The following is a 22,858-nucleotide window of genomic DNA, read 5'->3' as shown; positions in this document are numbered from 1 at the left end:
TATGAGCAATTTAATAAATAATATAAAATTTGAAATTAATCAAGAAATAGCAACTATAACTTTTGATTTACAAAATGAGAAGATAAATACACTATCTTTTGAAGTATTAAAAGAGTTTGATGAAAAGCTAAATCTAGTTCAACAAGACCACACAATAAAAGCCCTTGTAATAGATAGTGCAAAAAAAGATATTTTTATTGCTGGTGCTGATATTAAACAGATTGAGCAACTAAAAAATGAAAATGATATTTATGATGCATTAATGGAAGTTCATAAAATATTTAATAAACTTGAAAATTTTACAATCCCAACAATTGCCTATATAAATGGTGCTTGTATGGGTGGAGGACTCGAACTTGCCCTTGCTTGTAAATATAGAGTAATGAGTACAAATCCAAAAACAAAAGTTGCATTTCCAGAGATAAAACTAGGAATATTCCCAGGTTTTGCAGGAACTTATAGAGCTCCAAAATTAATAGGACTTGTGAATGCTTTAGATTTAATTCTAACAGGCAAAAGTATAGATGCAAAAAAAGCTTATAAAATAAATCTTGCAGATGAGATTTTTGATAATGCTCAAAAAGAGTTTATGTTAGATAATTTCATAAAAAAGGCTATTAATAAAACATTAGGAAGTAGAAATAGTTTTTATATTCTAAATTTCCCTCCTCTAAATGAAATTATTTTTAGTAGAGCCCTAAAAAAATTAGAAACTAAAGTAAATCCAGTATTTAAAGCTCCATTTGCAGCTTTAAAAGTTATAAAAGAGACAATAAATAAAGATATAGAGTTTGCAAATAAGCTTGAAGCAACGCAATTTTCACAAATTGCAATTACTAAAGAGTCAAAAAATCTAATAAAACTATTTTTCATTTTTGAAAAGTTAAATAAAAATTTTGAAAAAACTTCAAATCCTATTTCAAACACTGTAGTTCTTGGAAATGGAGTAATGGGAAAAGGAATTATCTGGTTATTCTCAAAATATTTAAAAGATGTAAGAATTAAACTAAGAGATGTTTCACAAGCTCACGACATAATTAAAGATGTGTCAAAAATATATTCTTATTTAATAAAAACTAAAAAAATGACAAAAAATGAAGTTGATTTTAAATTAAATAAAATTTCATATACACAAAATTTTGATGGATTTAAGCACTTTGATTTTATTATTGAAGCAATAATTGAAGATGAAAAAACAAAAAAAGAAACTTATGAACAAATAGAAAAAGTTTGTAATGAAAATGCAATAATTGCTACAAATACTTCATCTATTTCAATAGAAAAATTAGGAACTGAACTAAAAAACAAAGAAAATTTCCTAGGAGTTCACTTTTTTAATCCAGTAAATTTAATGCCTTTGGTTGAAGTAATTCCCTCACAATATACTTCTAAAGAGACAATAAACAAAGTTTTTGAACTTCTTATTTCTTGTGGAAAAACTCCAATTTTAGTGAAAGATTGTGCTGGATTTATTGTAAATAGAATTTTACTTCCATATTTAAATGAAGCTGCTTTTATTTTAAGTGAGGGTTCAAGAGTTGATCATATTGATTATCTAATAAAAGAGTTTGGTATGCCAATGGGACCATTTGCCCTTGCTGATACAGTTGGAATTGATGTGGGATACAAAGTTGCAACAATTTTACATGAAGAGTATGGATATAGAATGCCAGTTGCTCCAATAATTGAAAAAATGTATGATGCAAAATATCTGGGTAAGAAGGGTGAAACTGGTGGTTTTTATCAATATGATGGAAAAGATGATTATGTGAATGAACATGTTACGTCAATGCTACAAAATAACAGTAAAATTTTTCAAGATGAAGAGATAGTTCAAAGATGTCTGTATATTATGATAAATGAAGCTTCAAGATGTCTTGAAGAAAATATCGTGACAGAAGCTGCAATAATTGATTTTGCAATGATTACAGGAACTGGATTTCCACCTTATAAAGGTGGATTATTAACTTATGCAAACGAAGTTGGTTTAAAAAATATCTTAGAATCATTAAGAAAATTTGAAAAAGATTGTGGAAGTAGATTTACTCCATCTAATCTTTTAATCAAATTAGTTGAAGAACACGAAGATTTTGAAACGGGAGAGTCACTATGGAAACGCTAATTTTACTATTTATTATTTTAGTTTTTGGATTTTATTCATTTCCACTTTACAGTTATTTTGTTCTAGTTGGAGCTTATACTTTTGCATTTTGTGATGTTGGAGTTATTTTTTGGTTTATATTTATAGTTTTAGGTGCTATTTTTTTAATTCCAAGTTTGAGAATAAAATTTATCTCAAGTAAACTTGTAGCTTTTATAAATAAAAAAGGCTTATTACCAAAAATATCAGCAACTGAAGAAGCAGCTTTACAAGCTGGAACAAATTGGGTTGAGTCAAACTTTTTTAATGCTCAAGTTAATTTCAAAGAGATAAATGCTCAAAGAGTTACAACTCTTTCAAAAGAAGAACAAGACTTTTTAGACAATGAAGTAAATGAACTTTGTGAGATGACAACTGATTGGGAAATCTTCCAAAATAGAGATTTAAGTCCACAAGTTTGGCAATTTATCAAAGATAAAAAATTCTTTGGAATGATTATTCCAAAAGAGTATGAAGGACTTGGTTTCAGTGCCACTGCTCACTCAAAGGTTATTGAAAAATTAGTTTCAAGATCACAAGTTTTGGCAATTACAATAATGGTTCCAAACTCACTTGGACCTGCTGAGCTTATTTTAAAACATGGAACTCAGGCACAAAAAGATAAATATTTAAGTGATTTAGCCCATGGAATATTAGTTCCTTGTTTTGGACTAACTGAACCAAATGCTGGAAGTGATGCAACTTCAATAACTTCAAATGGTGTAGTTTTCAAAGATGAAAATGGTGAATTAAAAATCAAACTAAACTTTGAAAAAAGATATATTACTTTAGGAAACATTGCCACTTTAATTGGTCTTGCCTTTGTTTTAAAAGATCCTGAACATCTACTTGGTGAAAATGAAGATTTAGGAATTACCTTTGCAGTAATTGATTCTAAAACTCCTGGACTTGATAATTCTAAACGACATGACCCACTTGGAATTCCATTTGTAAACTCTCCACTTTATGGGAAAGATGTAATTATTGATATGGAAAATATCATAGGTGAAAAAGATGGTATTGGAAAAGGTTGGCAAATGCTTGTTGAATCTTTATCAATTGGTCGAGGAATTTCACTTCCAAGTGTGAGTCTTGGTGGAAGTAAATTAGCACTTAATGTTGTGGCTTCATATTCACAATTAAGAGAGCAATTTGGACTTAGTATTAATTATTTTGAAGGTGTTGAAGAAAAAATTGCGAAAATTGCAGCCTTTACTTATATGTTAAATAGTGCTAGAAACTTCACTTTAGATGCAATTGATGATGGTGTAAAACCAGGAGTTATAAACTCTATTATGAAATACCATGCAACTGAAAAATTTAGAACTGTAATAAATGATGCAATGGATGTTTTAGGAGGAAGTGCAATTATTAGAGGTGAGAACAATCTTTTAGCTCACGCTTATTTTGCAATTCCTATTTCAATTACAGTTGAGGGTGCAAATATTTTAACTAGAAATTTAATGCAATTTGGACAAGGTTTAATCAAATCTCATCCATATATTTATTCAGAAATAACTGCATTAAAAAACAATAATATTGAAAATTTTGATAAAGCTTTTTTTGCTCATATTACTTTAGGTTTTAACTCATTTGCAAAATCATTGGCTTTCTATTTTACAAGAGCTAAGTTTAGTTACCAAAAAGGTGAATTTAGAAGATATAAACAAAAACTTCTTTGGGTTAGTAGTGAATTTACTCTTTTAACAAATGTAGCTTTAGGAATTTTAGGGTCCAGTTTGAAAAAACGAGAAAATATAAGTGCAAGATTTGGGGATATTTTATCAAATTGTTATTTAATAACTGCAACTTTAAGAGAGTTTGAAAATAATCCAAATGAAGTAGATAGAGATTTAGTTGATTATATTTGTAATTATTGTTTTAACGAAATACAAATTGCACGTGAAGAGATTATTTCAAATATTGGATATATAGGATTTTTACTTCCACTTGTAAAAATAAATCCATTTTCAATAAAATCAAAAGATAAATTAAATGCAAAAATAGTTAAAAATTTAAATAATCAAGATTATCTAAAAAGTTTAACTTCATCTTTATTTATCTCTTCAAATGAAAAAGATAGATTAAATCTTATTCAAGAAGCAGTAAAACAAAATAAAGAGTGTGAAGTTGGATTTAAAAAACTAAAAGATGCAATTAAAAATGAAACTATAAAAAAAGATAGTTTTGAAAATATGTTGACTCAACTTTTAGAAAAAAATATTTTAACTGCACAAGAGATAGAAAAATTAAAAAATGCCCACGCTTTAAAACAAGAAGTAATAAGTGTTGATTCTTTTGAAGCAACTATTTATAAGGTTCAAAGATAATGCACAATGATTTGCTAATAAATATAAATGGTTATGTTCTAAGTCTTTTAGAAAAGATTTTAAATGCTAATATTGAAGTAAAAGGAATAGAAAATATTCCCACTTCAAATCCAAAAATATTTGTAGCAAATCACTTCACTAGAATTGAAGCTATGTTAGTTCCTTATACTTTATATAATCTAACAAATAAAAAAGTTGGAGTGATTGCTGATGATTCATTGTTCAAAGGTTTTTTTGGAACTTTTTTGAGTAATTTAGGTGCTTTAAAAAAAAGTGCTAAAAATAGAAACGAACATATAATTGGTGACTTAATAACTTCATGTAAAGATTGGATGATTTTTCCAGAAGGAATGATGGTAAAAGCCAAAGATATTTCAAAAATTGATAAAAATTTTTGTGTGAAAATCGATGAAACTTGTCAAAGAGTTTATACAGGAGCAGCAGTTTTTGCCCTATCATCACAATTTTTCAGAGAAAAATATTTTGATTATAAAATAGATAATTATGAAGAATTTAGCAAAAAATATTTTGTAAATGATTGTAAAGATATAGATAAAAATGAAACATTAATAGTTCCAATAAATATAAGTTATTCAAAACTTAGAAATGGAGATAACTTTTTAGTTGATATGACTAAAAAACTAATCGACGATTTAGGTGAAAATTTCAAAGAAGAGCTTGAAATTGAAAGTAATATTATTCTAAATTCAAAAATAACTATAAGAATTTTAGAACCAATTTCAACAAAAGATATAATAAAAAATTTATATAAAAAAGATTTCTCACAAGAAACAATAATTAATAAATTAAGATATGAAATAACCCATGATTTTATGGATAAAATATATGAATCATTAACTATTAATTTTGACCATATTTTTATCTTAACCTTATTTTTATATTCACAAAAAAGTATTAATATAAACTATTTTAAAAGATTGATTTATATGAGTATTCAAGAAATGCAAAATCAGAATCTATTTTTAGATAATCAAATAAATAAAAATCTGATTCAACTAATTTCTTATGAAAAATTTGAGAAATTTGAAGATATTCTAAAAGTTGCACTTAACGATAATATTATAAATATTGACGAGGATAGATATGTAATCAATAAAGAAAAATTACTTGATAACTATACTCATAATACAATTAGATTAAAAAATATTTTAAAAGTAATTTTAAATGAAATTTTAATAAGTCAAAAAAGTCTTAGTATTGTAAAAAAAATCGTTTCAAAAAAAGAAGAAAATAACAATCAAGATTTACTTTTATTACTTCAAAATCAAGAAAAAGATGAGTTTGACAAATCTTATGAAAAATATAAATATGCATTAAAATTGAAACCAAAAGATATTGGGAATGCAAAATATTTTGAAGCAAAAGATTCTAACACTTGTGTAATTGCAATTCATGGATTTTCATCAGCGCCAAAAGAGATGGAAAAATTAGCACTTTTTTTAAATTCTAAAAATTTGAATGTTTATACTCCAAGACTTGATGGGCATGGAACAGTAGCAGAGGATTTAAAAAATAAAACTTGGCAAGATTGGTACAATAGTATTTCAAGAGCAATAAGTATTGCTTCATTAAAATATGAGAAAGTTTTTATAATTGGTTTTTCAACTGGTGGATTATTAGCACTTTTAAGTACAAAAAAATGTTATAAAGAGTTTTCAGGTCTTGTTTGTATAAATGCAGCACTGCATTTAAATGATATGAGAATTAAAACCTTATTACCTGCAATTTCATTTTGGAATGATATATTAAAAGCTTTTAATGAAGAAAAATACCAAAAAGAATATGTGGATAATTATCCTCAAAATCCAGATATTAACTATGACAAACATTATATTGATTCCATTGAACAATTAGAATTACTAATGAAGAAAACAAGAAAAAATTTAGAGAAAGTGCAAAAACCAATCTTAATATTACAAGCAAAAGATGATCCTGTTGTAAATCCTACTTCTGCTTATGAAATATTTGAGAAAGTTAATTCAACAAATAAAAGTATAAAAATTATAGATTCAGCAAATCATGTAATAGTTACACAAGAAGATACAAAAGAGTTATTTGATTTTATTTATGATTTTATAAAAAGATTAAATTTAAAAAAGAGTAATTAAGACAAAATAAAAAAAATTTCACCTTTAGTTTATTATAAATTTTTTAAAGTCATATTCCAAGCAGTTATAAATCTATAAGGATTTACAGATAATCCAACTTCAATTCTCTCTTTCCACTCTTGAAGCTGTTTTTTTCTTTGAGAAAAAAGACAATTTAAACCTAAAATTTCAATCATATAAGAGACCTCTTCTTTTTCATTTTCTAATAAATCAATATTTGGGAAAAATACACCCGTTTCATAATCAAAATCTAAATATTTGTATGGGTCATAGGTTGGAGAATCAGGTTTCAAAATATATTTAATAGGTTTTGTATGTTTAACTCTACAATTTATATGAGTATGAACAACAAAAAGATTGTCCCAAAGCCAAGCTTTTTGAGGCTTTAAACTCTCATCAAAATGTTCTAAATCACCTTGAATCTTATTTTTTTCTTCTGCTGTTAAAGAAGTGTTATATTTAACATCATTCCAATTTAATGTGTCAATATATTTTTCATCACATAAAATCTCTTCAGTATAAGCACATAAACCTTTTTGACAATATAACAAACTCATTTTTATATCGTCATAATGTTTATTACTTGAACTATTATATATGGGATGACTATCACCCAAACTATCATGCCAAGTTTTATAATTATTTGAAAGAATTTGGCTTTTATCTATTTTTTGCATTAGTTTTTTAAACCTAAAATTTTAGATATTTTTTTTAATTCAATAAATTTTAATTCTTTCTCTTTTTCATCTTGTAATACCTTTATCTCAGCCTTGAAAGTTGCATATTCCATTAATTTTTTTTCTCGAAATGAAAAATTTGAGTCTTCAGATAAATCAAATACTTCTGTTAGAATTCCAGTCCATGTAAGCATTCTAGGGTCTACAAAATAGTTATTAATATGATTTTCACCTTCAAAATAAACTTCTCTATAAATCTGATTGTTTTTGTCAAATTTTAGCTCCACAACTTCCCATGGTTCAAAATTTGAAGCAATAATCGGTGAATGTGTAGCAAATATAATCTGATTATTCTCTCCTGCTTCCATATATAAATTTGTTAATAATTTTTGTATATTTGGATAAAAAGAGTTTTCAGGCTCATCAATAAGTAAAATACTATCTTTTGGTGCATAAGTTTTTAAAGGTATAAATGTTGAAATAAGATTTTTTGTACCTGTACTTAAATTTTCATAATCAATAATATTTCCATTTGATAAGTCTTTAAAAATTAGTCCATTATAATTTTTTTGATTTTCATCAATTTTTGTAAGTTCTAAATTAAAATATTTTAAAATATCATTCAAAACAAAAGATATTTTTTCCAGCAAATTTTCATTTTTAGATTCCCAATCTAAAATATCTTGTCGATAATTTTCTTTTGAATATCTATCATCTTCTAAAAGTTTTGAAGTTAATAAGTCATTATATTGACTTCGTAAATTCTGATAATCTTCAATTTTAGATTTCATTATTTCCCAAATATTTTCATTTTCATCATTTATATTTATAACATATTTATCAATGAAATTTTGAGCTTTTAATTTTTTTAGAGAATGTTCAATCGTATCATTATTTTGATATTTTGATTCTAAATCATTTATCGCGGAATTAATATCTCTTAATTTTTCATCATCACTTTTTTCTAAAAATTTATTATATCCTCCCCATCGACCAATTGTTGTTGCATTTTTATAGAATTCCGCCATTTTATTAGAACTTAAACTATTTAAAATTAATTCAGCTTTCGCACTTGTTAATTTATCTAGCAAAGCTTTATCAGATGATGTCATTTTTTGAGTATCAATTTCTTTATTTTCAACAATTTTATTAAATGATGAATAATCTTTTGTTCCAACGAAATAGTTTTTCTCAAAACTACTAAATAATTCTAAATCATTTTTTTTTTGGAAATCAATTTGTGATTTATCTTTTGTAAAAAGTGCTTTAACTTCAATATTTGATTTTGTAACAAAAGTATTAGTTATATATTTATCATCAGTAGATTGTCCTACAAATTCATTAAAAGGTTTATAAGAAGTTTGATTATTACTAAAATCTATTACAGATTTTTTAATAATATCTAAAAGGTTAGTTTTTCCTGTACCGCTTTGTCCAATGATACAAATTTTATTTAAAGGCTGCCCTTCATTTTCATGTCCTTTTGGATATGTTAAATCTAATGATAAATCTTTGAATTGTTTAAAGTTTTTTATTACTAAATGAGATATTTTCATTATATATTTGCCACCTATTTTTGTGCTTAATTACTAGATTTTATCTAAATAAAACTAACTTACTTATAAATAATAATGAAAAAAGTGTGAAATAAGAAAACATATTTTCCAAAAAATTGGAAAATATGTAAGTAGATTATTTAAGCGATATTTGTATAAACAGCTTGAACATCATCATCATCTTCAAGTTTTTCGATTAATTTACCAATATCTTCTTGTTGAGCTTCTGTAAATTCTTGAGGATTATTTGCAATTCTTTCTAGTTTAGCTTTTGTAAGTTCAATTCCCATATCTTCAAATGCTTTATTTAAAGTTCCAAAATCTTTATAATCAGCTGTAACTAATACGATTCCATCTTCTTCTTCAATCTCTTCTAAACCAGCATCAATTAATTCTAATTCTAAATCTTCAATTTCCATACCAGCAGGTTTTGCAAATTCAAAAATAGCTTTTCTATCAAAGAAAAACTCTAAAGAACCAGTAGGAACTACTTGTCCTTGTGTTTTGTTAAAATACATTTTAACATTTGCGACAGTTCTTGTATTATTATCAGTTGCTGTTTCTACAAAAATTAAAACTCCGTGTGGACCTTTACCCTCAAAATTAACTTCTGCAAAACTTGCTGAATCTTTCCCTGAAGCTCTTTTTATTGCTGCATCAATATTTGTTTTTGGCATATTTTCAGCTTTTGCATTTAAAATAGCTGTTCTTAATGCTGAATTCATTTCAGGATCTGGAACACCAGCTTTTGCTGCCATTTCAATTGCTTTTGCAAGTTTTGGGAAAACTCTTGACATGTTTCCCCATCTTTTCATTTTTGCTGCTTTTCTATATTCAAAGGCTCTACCCATAATAACTCCGATTTATTTTTCAAAATTTTGGCCATTATAGCAAGTTTGTAATAAATACTTTATGAGTTAATTTTCTATAAATAATTAATAGTATAAATAGCAAAAAAATAGCACTTAATGATTGTTTCTAAATATTTAGAATATAATGCTAAATTATTAAAAAGAAAGGACTAATTTGAAAAATTTACTTTTTGTAATTTTGTTAGTTGTTTTTAGTTTTGCAAATGAGAATAACACTTCTAATAACGATGATTTTACTAATGAATTTGATTCTGAGTTTTCAACAAAAAAAGAAAATATCTTTGATCCATTGAGTGGATACAATAGATTAATGACTACTTTTAACGATAAAACATTTATTTATCTTGTTAATCCTATTGCTGAAGGCTATGCTTATGTAACTCCTGAACCAATTAGAATAGGAATAAACAATTTTTTTGATAATATAATGTTTCCAGTAAGATTTTCAAATAATTTATTACAACTAAAATTCAAAAATTCACTTGAAGAAGCAGAAAGATTTTTAATTAATAGCCTTTGGGGACTTGGTGGAGTATTAGATTTAGCAACAAGTGAACTTCATATTCAAGCTCATAAGGAAGACTTTGGGCAAACTTTAGGTTTTTATGGAGTTGGTGAGGGAATTCCAATTGTATTGCCATTTTTAGGCCCATCAAATTTAAGAGATATAACAGGTATTGCTACTGATTCATGGTTGAGTCCATTAACAATAACTGGTGATGGAGATATAAAATATAAAATACCAAACAATATCGAACAACAAATTGCAATCCAATCATTTGATGCAATTAATTCAACATCTTTGAGACTTGGACAATATGAATCTTTGAAAAAAGATGCTTTAGATTTATATCCATTTTTAAGAGATATTTATTCACAAAAAAGAAAAAAAGATATAGAGGAATAGAAAAATAATATGGCGAAATTAAGTAGTTTATTTAAAATTTTGTTATTAATTGTATTTGCAATAACATCGGCTAATGCATTAAATCAAGATGAAATACAAACAACAATGACAAAAAAAATTGATAGTGTTTTGACAGTTTTAGAACAAAAAAATTTATCTACAGATGAAAAAGGTAAACAAATAATCAAAATAATTGATGAAGTTTTTGATTATGAATTAATGGCTAAAATTGCCCTTGGTAAAACTTGGGCAACTTTATCACAAGATAAACAAAAAGAGTTTTCAAAAATATTTGAAACAAAATTAAAAAACTCATATATTGATAAATTAAATTTATATAATGACCAAAAAGTAAAAATTGTAGGTCTTAATCCATACAGAGATTCAAGACTACAACTTGAAACTGAACTTTTAGGTAAAGATGGGATTTATAAAATTAATTATAATTTTTATAATAAATCAAAAGATGGTCAAAATTGGTTAATTTATGATGTAGATTTAGTTGGTGTTAGTATTATTCAAACATATAGACAACAATTTGAAGGTTTATTAAAAGAAAAAACTTTTGATGAAATGTTGGTTTTATTAGAAAATCCAAATTCAAAATAATGATTAAAAAATTTTATGATACTTTCATATTTAAGTATCCAATTGCTGTTTTATTTATTTTAACAATATTTGTTTCTACTTTAGGTTATTATGCAACCAAAGTAGAAATAGATGCCTCTGCTGAAACACTTCTACTAGATGATGATAAAGATTTAATGTTTTTTAGAGAAGTTAATAAAACATACAATAATTCTGACTTTTTATTTGTAACTTTTTCTCCAAAAACTGACTTACTTTCAAAACAGAGTTTAGAAGATATAAAAAACATCTCTGATGATTTTCTAAAACTTGAAAATGTTAAAAGTATCACTTCGATTTTAAATGTTCCTTTACTTTTATCTCCAATTAGACCTATTTCTGATTTAGTTTCAGGAGTTGATTCCTTAGAAACTAAAGATTTTGATAAGAAACTTGCAAAAAATGAATTTCTTACTTCTCCTTTGTATAAAAACAACCTTGTAAGTAAGGATTTTAAAACAACTGCTATAGTATTAAATTTAGAAACTGATACAAAATATTTTGAACTTTTAGAAAAAAGAAATTCTTTACTTGCTAAAAAAAGAGATGAGACGATTACAAAAGAAGAGACTCAACAATTAGATAATGTTATTATTGAATTTAAAAATTATAGAGATTTTATAAGAAATAAAGAGACTGCTGAAATCCACAGTATCCGAAATATTATAAAAAAATATGAACCCAATAATAAGATATTTTTGGGTGGCGTAAATATGATAGCTAGTGATATTGTAGGTTATGTTAAAAATGATTTAATAATTTATGGTTCTAGTTTAGTTTTAATTTTAATATTTATCTTATGGTACATATTTAGACATATTAGATGGATAATTCTTCCTCTATTAATTTGTTTTATCTCAGTGATTTCTACAGCTGGAATTTTAGGATTATTTGGTTGGGAAGTTACAGTAATTTCTTCAAATTTTATTGCCCTGCAACTAATAATAACAATATCTATAGTTTTACACTTAATTGTAAGATATAGAGAATTAAATATAAAATACAAACATGCAAGCCAATATAAATTAGTTATTAACACAGTTTTATCAAAACTTGAACCATCTTTTTTTGCAATTATTACAACTATAGTAGGATTTGCATCTTTAATCTTATCACATATTGAACCAGTTATTAATTTAGGATTAATGATGAGTACAGGAATTGCTGTTTCACTATTTTTATCTTTTATTACCTTTCCTGTAATTTTAATATTAATGGAAAAAAAAGATGAACATGAAAAAGAAACTGCAAGATTTTCTTTTATTCAAAAATGTTCAGATGTAGTAGAACACTATGGAAAAGCAATTATTATTGTTAGTCTTATTACAATTATTTTTTCAGTAACAGGAGCTTCTAAATTAATTGTTGAAAATAGTTTCATAAATTACTTCAAAAAATCTACTGATATTTATAAAGGAATGAAAGTAATTGATGAAGAACTAGGAGGAACAACTCCTTTAGATATTATTATAAAATTTAAAGATGAACCTAAAGTTGAGAAAGTTACAAGCCCTACAAATAAAAATGAATTTGATGATTTTGAAAATGAATTTGATGAAAAAAATGATGATAAACAATACTGGTTTAGCCAAGATAAAATGGATGTAATTATGGCTATTCATGATTATTTAGAATCTATTCCAGAAGTTGGAAAAGTTCAATCATTAGCTACTTTATTAAAAGTTGGAGAACTTTTAAATAATGAACAAAGATTAGATGGGATAACTTTGGCCTTGTTATACAATCAATTACCAGAGCAATATAAGACATTAATTCTTTCTCCATATATAAATATTGATAAAAATGAAGCAAGAATCACTATGAGAATAGTAGATTCAAATCCAAATCTAAGAAGAAATGATTTATTAAATAAAATTAACCATGATGTAAGAGATATTATTAAAAATAAAGAAACAACTTACAAATTATCAAATCTTATGGTTTTATATAACAATATGCTTCAATCTTTGTTTAATTCACAAGTGTCAACTTTAGGATTTACAATTATTGTTTTATTTATAATGTTCTTAATACTATTTAGATCAATAAAAGTTGCACTAATAGCCTTAATATCAAACATAATCCCAATTTCAAGTATTTTTGGAATAATGGGTTGGTTAAATATCCCTTTGGATGTTATGACTATTACAATTGCGGCAATTGCCATTGGAATTGGAGTAGATGATACTATTCACTTTATTCATAGATTTGAAGAAGAGTTTAGAGTTGACCATAATTATATAAATGCAATGAAAAGATCACATCAAAGTATTGGTTATGCCATGTATTATACTTCTTTAGTAATCATTCTTGGTTTTTCTATTTTAGTATTATCAAATTTAATCCCAACTATTTATTTTGGATTATTGACTGTTATTACAATGATTAGTGTATTAGCAGCTGATTTATTACTACTTCCAAAATTATTATTGATGTTTAAACCTTATGAAAAGTTAAAGGATATGAAAAAATGAATGTAGCAATTTACTGTGGTTCTTCTTTTGGGAACAATAAAATATATGAAGAATCAACAAAAATCTTGGCTCAAAAATTAGCACAAAAAAATTTTAATATTGTTTATGGTGGTTCACTACAAGGACTAATGGGTGTTATTTCAAATGAATCACTAAAACACAATAATACGGTAACAGGTGTAATAACACATGATTTAGTATCTAAAGAGATAGAAAATAAAAGTATCACAAATATTCATAAAGTTCATACTATGAATCAAAGAAAAGAAAAAATGGCAGAGTTTGCTGATGCTTTTATAGCAATTCCTGGAGGTTATGGAACACTAGAAGAGATTTTTGATGTTATAGCTTCTGCTCAACTTGGTTATCATAAAAAACCTTGTGCTTTTTTAAATATAAATGGTTATTACACTCATTTAATTGAATTTTTAAGAAATAGTGTAAAAGAAGGATTTATCAATAAACTTTATGTTGATATGCTGATTGTTTCTGATGATATTGATGAAATAATTGAAAGAATATCTAATTATAATGCACCAAAAGATAAGTGGGAAAAATAAAATTTTGTTATATTTACATTCTGTTAACCTTTTATTTAATAAAGGTTAATGCTCAAGGATTATAATTACTTTACAGGTTGATTATAACTTAATTGCGATGTTAAGACTTATTTAACTTTAATTTCTCCTCCTAATATATACAAATCAAAAGGGAAGCCTATAACCTTCCCTTTTTCTTATTTAATCTAATTTAAACTCAGGAAAACTTTTTATGAAAAAATATATCTTATTTGATAATGATGGCGTTTTAGTTCATACTGAACCTTTATATTTTAAAGCAAATATTATAGCTTTAGAAGAATTTTTTAATATCTCTTTAGAGTTTGAAGAGTATATGAAAATAATGAGTGAAGGAACTACTATATGGCAAAAAGCATTTGAAAAAGGTTTTTCTTCAAATGAAATAGAAAAAGCTAGAAATCAGAGAAATTTATATTATCAAAACTTTTTAAGAACTGAAAATATTTTAATACCACAAGTAAAAGAAGTACTTGAAAAACTATCAAAAAAATATAAAATGGGAATAGTAACAACTTCAAGAAGAGTGGATTTTGAAATAATTCACAAAGATTTAGGAATTGTTGATTATATGGATTTTGTACTTTGTGAAGAAGATTATAACTATGCAAAGCCACATCCAGAACCTTACTTAAAAGGCTTAGAAATGTTTAAAGCGAATAAAGATGAAGCTATTGTGATTGAAGACTCTACAAGAGGTTTAACAGCAGCTCACAAAGCTGGGATTGAGTGTGTTATTGTAAAAAATGAATTTACAAGAACTCAAGACTTCTCAAAAGCTAGTTATTTTATAGATAATCTAAAAGAATTGGAAACTATTTTAAATTAGTTTCCAATCGCCATTTCAATATATTGTTCTAACTCTTCTTTAGGAGTTTTTCCTACAAACTTTTTGATAAATTTTCCATCTTTTGAAAATAAAAACATTTCAGGAACTTTTTGAACATCACCTAACTCTTTTGTTAATTTGAAATTTTCTTCACCGATTGTCATAGGATAATTAATTTCATTTTTAGAAATAAAATCTTTAATCTCTTGTTTTAATCTGTCATGTTCGAATAAAACAGAAACTATTTCAAAATTATCTTTATATTTTTCTCTTACTTCTTTAAGAATTGGTAATTCTTCTATACAAGGAGGACACCAAGTTGCAAAAACATCAATTAAAACTGCTTTTTTACCCTTGTATTCATCAAAATCAATACCATCTGGTGTTGTTTTTAAACTAATAGTTTTATCATCTGTTGTAGTTAAATTAAATATTTGAGGAACAAATTCATAATTATTACTCAGCAATGATTTTTTTGCAATTACACTACTATCAATAGTTGATTTGTCATCACAACCACTAAATAAAAACCCAATAATCAATAACCCTACTAAAAAACTCTTTTTCATTATTTTCCTAAATTTGATAATTCTTGTATTAAATTTCTAGCTTCTTCTTGTTCAAAAAAGATATTCATTGACAACTCATAATTTACTCTTTTAAGAAATTTTAATTTCTCTTGTAATTGTAACTCTTTATTATCTTCATACTTTTTCAAAATTTCTTGAAGCTCAACCTTATAATTTTCTATTAATTCATCTTTTTTTACAGCTTTTGGTTTTACAAAATTTGTTTTATTCTTTTTTAAATAGATATAAACAACCGTGAAAAAAGCACTTAAAAGTAGAGCAAATAAATATTCCATATTATTTACTTCTCGCTATTGCTTTAGCTTCTTTAGCTATTGTTTCTGCTCGTTTTGCGATTTCTAAAACTTGCTGTATTGTTTGATTATCCAAAAGCTCTTTTTCTAACTTTTCGACTCTTTCTAAAATGATTCTGTAATCAGCATGGCCTAAAGTTTGAACTACATTTGCTGATTTTATTATATGATTTACATAATTTAAATCTTTCCAGTTTAGACTAATTTGATTATCTAAATAATCTTTATATTTTTCATTAATCTTAGTTTCATTTTTTATAAATGATAAATCTAAATTTATATCATCTTTTTTTGCAAATAAATTATAATACAAACTTTGTAAATGTTTAGAATCTTTTAAAGTAGAGATATAAGTATAAACTTTATCTTCTTCACCATTTTTTAACATATAAAACAAAATAACTTCTGAAACTTTACCATATTCGTTTGATAATAAATTATCCATTTTTTTATTGCACTCAATAAAAATTCGCTCTGATTTCTTTTTATCTAAAGCTCTAATAAATTTAAATAGTTCTAGGTTAAAACCAAAATCAAATCTATTTATTTGAATAAATAATGGATTAATAATATCACTAGAATTTGCTGTAGAATTTGCATAAGAAACGATACTATCAACAAAAACAGCATCTTCTTTTTTAAAATATGTATTTTTGTAGTAATTTTCTAACTCTTTAAATAACTCTATATCTAAAAGATCTTTTGATTTTTTTTCATAGAATTTAATTCCATCTTTTATATTAAACTTTTTCATACTTTCAAAAATTGAAGTATATGAATTTGATAAATATTTATACTGTTCAATCTTCTCTTTTATGTTTTTATTTTTCAATAAATTTAAATGATTTTTTAAAATAACTTCTTTTAAAGAGTTTAGATTATTAGCTGGTTTAAAACCTCTTTTTGGCAATTCTAAAACAATTTTATTTAGTTTATTATTATACTCTTCAAGCTCTTTTGTATCTTTTATTTCTGAAATTAGATTTAAAAGCTCTTTAGTTTTTACTATATTATTCAAAGTAAATAATACTCCGAATAATAAAGCTAACATAATCAATAGAATTACATAAATAGTATTTGGATCTTGAGAATAAATCATTGATAAATTATAATCTGATTCTTGTACAAGAGTTATAAAATCAGTTACTTTTCCAAAAACATCCATCAATTTTCCTTTTATTTGTAAATTTCTGTTTCAACTAAATCGAATAAATCTTTTTCAGATAATCTTTGTAACTTTTTATTATTTACAAAAACCGTTGGTGTTCCTCTAACTTCTAAATCTTTTGCATCTTTTGCATCGTTATTTAAAATTTCATCTATTTTAGGATTTTTCATATCTTCTTTTAATTTATCAATATTTAATCCATCTATTTGTGATAAAAATGTCCATAATAATTCTGGTTTTTCATTATTATGGTCTGCCCAAAGTGACTGTTTTTCAAAGATAATATTTAACACTTCTTCGTATTTATTTTGTTCTCGTGAAGCTTCAAGAATTTGAATAGCAAATTTTGAATTTTTATGATTCGCTAAATATCTAATTACTAATTTTATATCAGAATAATGCTCTTTATAAAGTTTTCTCATTATTGGATAAAAAAGTGCGCAAGATTCACATTCTGGGTCTAAAAATTCAACTACTGTAACATTTTGTTTATTTTCACCAAATGATATTGATTGTTGTTTTACCAAAGATGTTGTATTTGAAGATACAAGAGAAGATTCTTTATTATTTTGACTATTTTTGTAAAAATAGCCTAATGCAATGAATAAAACTACTAAAACAAATAGAGTTATTCCTACTAATTTTTTATTTTTCATTTATTTCCTTTTTTAAAATTATTAATAAAATAAGGATGATAGTATAAGCAAAAAAAGATAACAAAGGGATTGTAATAAATCCTAACCAATTAATATACATAGTTGAACAAGGCACACCTTGAACACAAGGTGATAAATCTTCAGGAATAATTTTATACATTAATAAATTATGATAAATTGAGATACTCCAACCTATTAATACTATTGGAAAAGTATATTTAAATATTTTATCATCAGGAAAAAGTAAATTTATTAAAAATAAAAATACTAAAGGATACATAAATATTCTTTGATACCAACATAAAGAGCAAGGTATGAAATTCATTATTTGTGAAAAAAAAAGACTTCCTAATGTTGCTACTAAAGAGACTAAAAAAGCCAAAAAAATAAAGGCCAAACTCAAAGAGTCTGACCTTTTAGATAAATCTAAAGACATAAAATTAAGCTCCTCCGCCAATATCTGAATTTAATTCTGCATAAATTGGATTTCTAGGAATTGATTCACATAAATCAATTGATTCATGTAACGCTTTTAAAAATGTTTCTATATTTTCATAAGGAATTTCAACTTCTGAAGTTTTAGTTTTACCATGAGAATAAACTGCAATACTAACAACTGGACTACTATATTCACCATAAGGTTTTTCAACATGTTCTATTTTTACAGTATCATCTATACTGTGAGCTAACTTAAATGTTTTAACTTCAATATGTTTTGCTGGCATAATAAACTCCTTTTATTTTTATAAGATAATTGTAACAAAAAAAAGTTATATAAACAAAGTATTTTCCCTATTTAATTGAAGTTGCAGTTAAAAAAAGATAATTTTTTCCAGTTAAAGTAACTCTATATTTCTTTTGTTGAAGATATTTTTTACAAAAATAAACATCTTTATATAAAACAGATTGTTCACTATATGAATAATTTGCAGCTTTTGCTCCATAAATCATCTCTCCATTTATCCATCTACAATTGGGAAAACCTAATATTATTGAACCTTTATCTTCTAAATAATTTTGAATTAAATCCATAAATAACAATTTAAAATTTAATCCTGAACTTTGAAGAGTTCCTATTGAAATAATTAAATCTGCTTTTTTTAGATTTAATTCCTCTAATTTATTAATATCCTGATTATAAAAATTAAAATTATCTTGTGGAAATCTTTTTTTAGAATATTCAATAGCACTAGAAGAGTAATCAATTCCTATAAAATGCATCTGCTTTAGAACATCTTCATCTACTAACTTTTTTATTATTTCAAATTCATCTGCTTTATTTATTCCTAAATTTAAAATATTTCTTTTTTCTTCAATTTTTACATTTTTCAAAGCATTTATATAAGCATATAAAAAAGCTGGTTCTTCATTTTTATTAATTCTGAAAAAAGTTGATAATTCACCATATTTTTCATTTTTTTCATCATTTAAATCTTTATGAAATGAATCATTTTTATTTAATTTTTGTAGTTTTATAACAACTGTTTGGACCTTTATAGAAACAATTAACAATTTTGAAAACAATAATTCAGCTAAATCAGTCCATGATTTATAAGATCTATAAACAAATTCTTGATTTTCTAATTTTATTATCTCTCCTGCATAAATATCTATTTTTATATCTGGATTTAATACTTCAAATAAAACTTCATTTTTATTTTTTAGTTCTTCTTCTAAATAAGAGATTATCTCAAACATCGATTCATTGGTAATTCTTTTCATTTTCTTCTCACATAATTTTTTTTAATTATAGTATATTTCATATAATTATCATATTGTTACTTTTTTGCTTATTTTTGAATATTAATATTTTTATTTAAACTTTTTTTAATTTATACACTTTTTATACATTTTATTTTATTAATATAGGAACATTATTTATTTAGGAAAAGAAGGAACAATTATGAATATTCAAACAGCAGATTTATGTGATGATAATAGAGATAAAGAAATACAAGTTTTATCAGCAAAATTTAATAATTATGGTGGATTAAAAAAATTTAGTGGACAAGTAGTAACTGTAAAACTAGATAAAAGTAACTGGCTTTTATTAGAAATGTTAAGAGATGAAGATGGAAAAGGAAGAATTGTTGTAGTTGATAACTCACAAGAATTTTTTGGAGTTGTTGGAGATAAATTAATGGCTTTTGCTAGAAATAATAATTGGAAAGCAATTATTTTAAATGGTTATGTAAGAGATATAGACGAAACAAAAAATATTAATGTTGGATTATATGCAATTGGAACGTGTCCTCTTAGAAACTTTGAAAAAACAGATTCACAAAGAGATTGTGAATTAAATTTTGAAGGTGTAACTTTTAATACTGGCGATTATATTTATGCAGATAATGATGGTGTTATTGTTACAAAAAGTAAACTAATTTAGTAAAAAAGAAATATAAATCAAAATATCTAAAATAAGTATCTCAATATTAGTAATTTTTATAAAGAAATTATCAAAAAATGGTAATATTACGGACTAATTATAAAAAAAGGAAACTGTGTTGAGATATATCATCTTAGGACTTATACTTGCTGGACTATTTCAAGTGTTTTTTTGGATTACACAAGATAATAGAGTATCACTAAAACAAGATGCGTCAGCAAGAATTGAATCGCTTTCATATTCTCCATATCAAGGATATGATAAAAAAGTACTGTCACCTGAACAAATAGAAGAAGATATTGGTATTCTATTAAATTTCACAGACAAAGTTAGAACTTATTCAACAGAAGATGCAAAAGTAATTTTAGAAGTTGCATCAAAAACAACTATGACAGTAGACTTAGGTTTATGGTTAAGTGGTGATTATGCTGAAAACTTCTTAGAAATTCAAAGAGCTATCAAGCTTTTAAAAAAATATCCTGATACCATTAACAATGTTATTGTTGGAAATGAAACACTTCTTAGAACAGATTTAAATGAAGTAGAATTATCTGCTTATTTAGATTTTATGAGAGAATTTACTGACAAACCAATCACTACTGCGGAAGTTTGGCATAGTTTGGTTAAATATCCTGAAATTGGAAATCATGTCGATTTTATTATGGTTCATATTTTACCTTATTGGGAAAAAATTCCAATTGATAGGTTTAATGAATTTGTGATTGAAAAATATACTCTAGTTGAAAAACAATATCCAGATAAGAAGATAACAATTGGGGAGACTGGTTGGCCTAGTCATGGATACAATTTCAATGGTGCAGTTCCAAGTTTAAAAAATCAAGCAATTGCTATTAGAGGATTTTTAAATCTTGCAAAAGAGAAAAACTGGTCTTATAACATAGTTGAAGCTTTTGATCAACCATGGAAAGGTTATGATGAAGGTAATGTTGGACAATATTGGGGAATATTCACTTCAAATAGAGCATTAAAATTCTATTTAAATGGTGATATTGAATTAAATCAATATTGGATTTACCAAATGGTAGCTGCAATTATTATTGGAGCGCTGTTAACATTATTTGGACTTAGAAATCAAAGATTAAATTTAAATCATGCATTAGCATATGGTATTGCTGCTCAAGGTATGGCTTTTGGTATTGTAATGGCTATTACTTATCCATTTATAAACTATATGAACTTTGGTATGTGGGTTATGTGGGGTATGGGAACCTTTTTAATGATTCCACTTGTAGTAATTACCCTTGCAAAAGCTAATGAATTATTCAAGTGTTCAATTGGAACTCCTCCTATGAGATTAGTTCCACTTGATTTAAAATCAGATAATATTCCTTTTGTTTCGATTCATGTTCCAGCTTATAAAGAGCAACCACATGTTTTAGAAGAGACATTAAGAGCTTTAGCAAAATTAAGATATCCAAATTATGAAGTACTTATAATTATAAATAATACACCTGAAGAATATTACTGGAAACCAATTGAAAAGTTATGTGAAGAGCTTGGAGATAAATTTGTATTTATGAATATTACATGTACAGGATTTAAGGCAGGTGCTTTAAATGCTGCACTAGAGCAAACAAATAAAGAAGCAGAAATCATTGCTGTAATTGATGCTGATTATGTTGTTGAATCATCTTGGTTAGTTGATTTAGTTCCATTATTTGATGATCCAAAAGTAGCAATCGTTCAAGCTCCACAAGATCATAGAGATGGTGATGAATCTATAATTAAAACTGCAATGAATGCTGAATATGCAGGTTTCTTTGATATTGGTATGATTGATAGAAATGAAGAAAATGCAATTGTTGTTCATGGTACAATGGTTATGGTAAGACTAAGCTCTATGATGGAAGTTGGTGGTTGGGGAACTGATACTATTGTTGAAGATAGTGAACTAGGTCTTAGACTATTTGAAGCTGGCTATATTGCACATTATACAAATAGAAGATATGGTTACGGTTTACTTCCAGATACATTTGAGGCTTTCAAAACACAAAGACACAGATGGGCTTATGGAGCAATTCAAATTCTTAAAAAACACTGGAAAGAATTTAGACCATCAGCAAAAAGACTTGAACCTAGACAAAAAAGTAAATTTGTTGCTGGTTGGTTCTTCTGGTTAAGTGATGCATTAGGTCCTGTTATGGCTGTTATGAATATTATTTGGGTTCCTGTTATTATTTTTGTGGGAGTTACGATTCCTACAATTCCATTAACGATTCCAATTATTACGGCATTTTTAGTAAATATTTTACACACATTTATTTTATATAGAATGAAAGTAAAAACTAGTCTTAAAAATACTGTTTTAAGTTCTATTGCATCTATGAGTTTACAACTTATTATTTTTAAAGCTGTTTATGATGGATTTGTAAAAGATGGTTTACCATTTAAAAGAACTCAAAAAGGTGGGAAAGCTAAAAAAAGTGATAACCCAATAAAATATGAAACTATTTTAGCTGTATTATTATTGATTGCATTCTTTGCTTTAATTTTTACAAATTTTACTGGAATTACAGAAATTTACGTATTTGCAGCAACTATATTTATTCAAAGTATTCCTTATATCTCAGCTATTATCATGAGATATTTAGAACTATCATCTATCAAAAATCAGAAGTCTTAAAA

The 22,858-nt window shown here is 25.5% G+C and carries 20 protein-coding genes; 10 read left to right on the top strand and 10 right to left on the bottom strand.

From position 1 onward, the window contains the following. The first annotated feature begins 1 nt into the window (after position 1). Genes AVENP_RS06085 through AVENP_RS06075 form a run of 3 tightly spaced genes read left to right on the top strand, consistent with a single transcriptional unit; the run spans position 2 to position 6,599 of the window. Positions 2 to 2,122: a 3-hydroxyacyl-CoA dehydrogenase NAD-binding domain-containing protein gene (locus AVENP_RS06085; RefSeq protein WP_172664233.1), complete on the top strand. Its 2,121-nt coding sequence runs from the start codon at positions 2 to 4 to the stop codon at positions 2,120 to 2,122. Further along, on the top strand, positions 2,110 to 4,470 hold the full coding sequence (locus AVENP_RS06080) for an acyl-CoA dehydrogenase (protein ID WP_128358675.1): 2,361 nt from the start codon (positions 2,110 to 2,112) through the stop codon (positions 4,468 to 4,470). The genes AVENP_RS06085 and AVENP_RS06080 overlap by 13 nt, the downstream gene beginning before the upstream one ends. Then, complete coding sequence (locus AVENP_RS06075; RefSeq protein WP_128358674.1) at positions 4,470 to 6,599, top strand: alpha/beta fold hydrolase; 2,130 nt, start codon at positions 4,470 to 4,472, stop codon at positions 6,597 to 6,599. Before AVENP_RS06080 ends, AVENP_RS06075 begins: the two co-directional genes overlap by 1 nt. A gap of 32 nt (positions 6,600 to 6,631) precedes the next feature. Here the strand turns inward: AVENP_RS06075 and AVENP_RS06070 are convergent, their stop codons facing one another. The 3 genes from AVENP_RS06070 to AVENP_RS06060 all read right to left on the bottom strand — a co-directional run bounded on the left by AVENP_RS06070 (position 6,632) and on the right by AVENP_RS06060 (position 9,683). After that, a complete protein-coding gene (locus tag AVENP_RS06070; protein ID WP_128358673.1) occupies positions 6,632 to 7,276 on the bottom strand; it encodes a hypothetical protein in 645 nt (214 codons plus the stop codon). Beyond that, positions 7,276 to 8,832, bottom strand: coding sequence for an AAA family ATPase (locus tag AVENP_RS06065; RefSeq protein ID WP_128358672.1), 1,557 nt, complete (start codon positions 8,830 to 8,832; stop codon positions 7,276 to 7,278). Before AVENP_RS06065 ends, AVENP_RS06070 begins: the two co-directional genes overlap by 1 nt. Before the next feature lie 140 nt (positions 8,833 to 8,972). After that, positions 8,973 to 9,683 (bottom strand): YebC/PmpR family DNA-binding transcriptional regulator, encoded by a 711-nt coding sequence (locus tag AVENP_RS06060; protein ID WP_128358671.1) that lies wholly within the window; start codon positions 9,681 to 9,683, stop codon positions 8,973 to 8,975. A 175-nt stretch (positions 9,684 to 9,858) separates the two neighbouring features. Here AVENP_RS06060 and AVENP_RS06055 point away from each other — a divergent pair, with 175 nt between their 5' ends. The 5 genes from AVENP_RS06055 to AVENP_RS06035 all read left to right on the top strand — a co-directional run bounded on the left by AVENP_RS06055 (position 9,859) and on the right by AVENP_RS06035 (position 15,119). Further along, entirely contained in the window at positions 9,859 to 10,611 is a 753-nt protein-coding gene (locus AVENP_RS06055; protein ID WP_128358670.1) for an MlaA family lipoprotein, read from the top strand. A gap of 9 nt (positions 10,612 to 10,620) precedes the next feature. Beyond that, a complete protein-coding gene (locus AVENP_RS06050; RefSeq protein ID WP_128358669.1) occupies positions 10,621 to 11,220 on the top strand; it encodes a Tgt2/MlaC family protein in 600 nt (199 codons plus the stop codon). Further along, positions 11,220 to 13,712, top strand: coding sequence for an efflux RND transporter permease subunit (locus AVENP_RS06045; protein WP_128358668.1), 2,493 nt, complete (start codon positions 11,220 to 11,222; stop codon positions 13,710 to 13,712). Before AVENP_RS06050 ends, AVENP_RS06045 begins: the two co-directional genes overlap by 1 nt. Continuing rightward, positions 13,709 to 14,272 carry an LOG family protein gene (locus AVENP_RS06040; RefSeq protein WP_128358667.1) on the top strand — a complete coding sequence of 188 codons (564 nt, stop codon included), beginning with the start codon at positions 13,709 to 13,711 and terminating at the stop codon, positions 14,270 to 14,272. The genes AVENP_RS06045 and AVENP_RS06040 overlap by 4 nt, the downstream gene beginning before the upstream one ends. Before the next feature lie 211 nt (positions 14,273 to 14,483). Continuing rightward, entirely contained in the window at positions 14,484 to 15,119 is a 636-nt protein-coding gene (locus AVENP_RS06035; protein WP_128358666.1) for an HAD family hydrolase, read from the top strand. On the opposite strand, the gene AVENP_RS06030 is transcribed toward AVENP_RS06035, so the two are convergent. The 7 genes from AVENP_RS06030 to AVENP_RS06000 all read right to left on the bottom strand — a co-directional run bounded on the left by AVENP_RS06030 (position 15,116) and on the right by AVENP_RS06000 (position 19,548). After that, positions 15,116 to 15,688: a TlpA family protein disulfide reductase gene (locus AVENP_RS06030; protein ID WP_128358665.1), complete on the bottom strand. Its 573-nt coding sequence runs from the start codon at positions 15,686 to 15,688 to the stop codon at positions 15,116 to 15,118. The two genes, AVENP_RS06035 and AVENP_RS06030, sit on opposite strands and share 4 nt — an antisense overlap. Continuing rightward, positions 15,688 to 15,984, bottom strand: a complete 297-nt coding sequence (locus AVENP_RS06025) for a hypothetical protein (protein WP_128358664.1) — start codon at positions 15,982 to 15,984, stop codon at positions 15,688 to 15,690. Before AVENP_RS06025 ends, AVENP_RS06030 begins: the two co-directional genes overlap by 1 nt. A 1-nt stretch (position 15,985) precedes the next feature. Further along, complete coding sequence (locus tag AVENP_RS06020; RefSeq protein ID WP_128358663.1) at positions 15,986 to 17,167, bottom strand: hypothetical protein; 1,182 nt, start codon at positions 17,165 to 17,167, stop codon at positions 15,986 to 15,988. A gap of 11 nt (positions 17,168 to 17,178) precedes the next feature. Further along, a complete protein-coding gene (locus AVENP_RS06015; RefSeq protein ID WP_128358662.1) occupies positions 17,179 to 17,826 on the bottom strand; it encodes a DsbA family protein in 648 nt (215 codons plus the stop codon). Beyond that, positions 17,816 to 18,262 carry a disulfide oxidoreductase gene (locus tag AVENP_RS06010; protein ID WP_172664231.1) on the bottom strand — a complete coding sequence of 149 codons (447 nt, stop codon included), beginning with the start codon at positions 18,260 to 18,262 and terminating at the stop codon, positions 17,816 to 17,818. Before AVENP_RS06010 ends, AVENP_RS06015 begins: the two co-directional genes overlap by 11 nt. Positions 18,263 to 18,266: 4 nt before the next feature. After that, positions 18,267 to 18,551 carry a hypothetical protein gene (locus AVENP_RS06005; protein WP_128358661.1) on the bottom strand — a complete coding sequence of 95 codons (285 nt, stop codon included), beginning with the start codon at positions 18,549 to 18,551 and terminating at the stop codon, positions 18,267 to 18,269. 67 nt (positions 18,552 to 18,618) lie between these two features. Further along, positions 18,619 to 19,548, bottom strand: coding sequence for a methyltransferase domain-containing protein (locus AVENP_RS06000; protein ID WP_128358660.1), 930 nt, complete (start codon positions 19,546 to 19,548; stop codon positions 18,619 to 18,621). Between the two features lie 181 nt (positions 19,549 to 19,729). On the opposite strand from AVENP_RS06000, the gene rraA reads away from it, so the two are divergent. Beyond that, positions 19,730 to 20,212 carry a ribonuclease E activity regulator RraA gene (rraA, locus tag AVENP_RS05995; RefSeq protein ID WP_128358659.1) on the top strand — a complete coding sequence of 161 codons (483 nt, stop codon included), beginning with the start codon at positions 19,730 to 19,732 and terminating at the stop codon, positions 20,210 to 20,212. 118 nt (positions 20,213 to 20,330) lie between these two features. Continuing rightward, positions 20,331 to 22,856, top strand: coding sequence for a glycosyltransferase family 2 protein (locus AVENP_RS05990; protein ID WP_128358658.1), 2,526 nt, complete (start codon positions 20,331 to 20,333; stop codon positions 22,854 to 22,856). Positions 22,857 to 22,858 lie beyond the last annotated feature (2 nt).

This window comes from Arcobacter venerupis (assembly GCF_013201665.1).
Taxonomy (GTDB): Bacteria; Campylobacterota; Campylobacteria; order Campylobacterales; family Arcobacteraceae; genus Aliarcobacter; species Aliarcobacter venerupis.
Note: the sequence above shows the minus strand (reverse complement) of the source record. Positions and strands in the feature narration are given on the sequence as shown.

What these genes read in the sequence shown, in the direction of transcription:
- AVENP_RS06085 (WP_172664233.1), top strand. Translation starts at nt 2, where the DNA reads ATGAGCAATTTAATAAATAATATAAAATTTGAAATTAATCAAGAAATA.
- AVENP_RS06080 (WP_128358675.1), top strand. Translation starts at nt 2,110, where the DNA reads ATGGAAACGCTAATTTTACTATTTATTATTTTAGTTTTTGGATTTTAT.
- AVENP_RS06075 (WP_128358674.1), top strand. Translation starts at nt 4,470, where the DNA reads ATGCACAATGATTTGCTAATAAATATAAATGGTTATGTTCTAAGTCTT.
- AVENP_RS06070 (WP_128358673.1), bottom strand. Translation starts at nt 7,276, where the DNA reads ATGCAAAAAATAGATAAAAGCCAAATTCTTTCAAATAATTATAAAACT.
- AVENP_RS06065 (WP_128358672.1), bottom strand. Translation starts at nt 8,832, where the DNA reads ATGAAAATATCTCATTTAGTAATAAAAAACTTTAAACAATTCAAAGAT.
- AVENP_RS06060 (WP_128358671.1), bottom strand. Translation starts at nt 9,683, where the DNA reads ATGGGTAGAGCCTTTGAATATAGAAAAGCAGCAAAAATGAAAAGATGG.
- AVENP_RS06050 (WP_128358669.1), top strand. Translation starts at nt 10,621, where the DNA reads ATGGCGAAATTAAGTAGTTTATTTAAAATTTTGTTATTAATTGTATTT.
- AVENP_RS06045 (WP_128358668.1), top strand. Translation starts at nt 11,220, where the DNA reads ATGATTAAAAAATTTTATGATACTTTCATATTTAAGTATCCAATTGCT.
- AVENP_RS06040 (WP_128358667.1), top strand. Translation starts at nt 13,709, where the DNA reads ATGAATGTAGCAATTTACTGTGGTTCTTCTTTTGGGAACAATAAAATA.
- AVENP_RS06035 (WP_128358666.1), top strand. Translation starts at nt 14,484, where the DNA reads ATGAAAAAATATATCTTATTTGATAATGATGGCGTTTTAGTTCATACT.
- AVENP_RS06030 (WP_128358665.1), bottom strand. Translation starts at nt 15,688, where the DNA reads ATGAAAAAGAGTTTTTTAGTAGGGTTATTGATTATTGGGTTTTTATTT.
- AVENP_RS06025 (WP_128358664.1), bottom strand. Translation starts at nt 15,984, where the DNA reads ATGGAATATTTATTTGCTCTACTTTTAAGTGCTTTTTTCACGGTTGTT.
- AVENP_RS06020 (WP_128358663.1), bottom strand. Translation starts at nt 17,167, where the DNA reads ATGGATGTTTTTGGAAAAGTAACTGATTTTATAACTCTTGTACAAGAA.
- AVENP_RS06015 (WP_128358662.1), bottom strand. Translation starts at nt 17,826, where the DNA reads ATGAAAAATAAAAAATTAGTAGGAATAACTCTATTTGTTTTAGTAGTT.
- AVENP_RS06010 (WP_172664231.1), bottom strand. Translation starts at nt 18,262, where the DNA reads ATGTCTTTAGATTTATCTAAAAGGTCAGACTCTTTGAGTTTGGCCTTT.
- AVENP_RS06005 (WP_128358661.1), bottom strand. Translation starts at nt 18,551, where the DNA reads ATGCCAGCAAAACATATTGAAGTTAAAACATTTAAGTTAGCTCACAGT.
- AVENP_RS06000 (WP_128358660.1), bottom strand. Translation starts at nt 19,548, where the DNA reads ATGAAAAGAATTACCAATGAATCGATGTTTGAGATAATCTCTTATTTA.
- rraA (WP_128358659.1), top strand. Translation starts at nt 19,730, where the DNA reads ATGAATATTCAAACAGCAGATTTATGTGATGATAATAGAGATAAAGAA.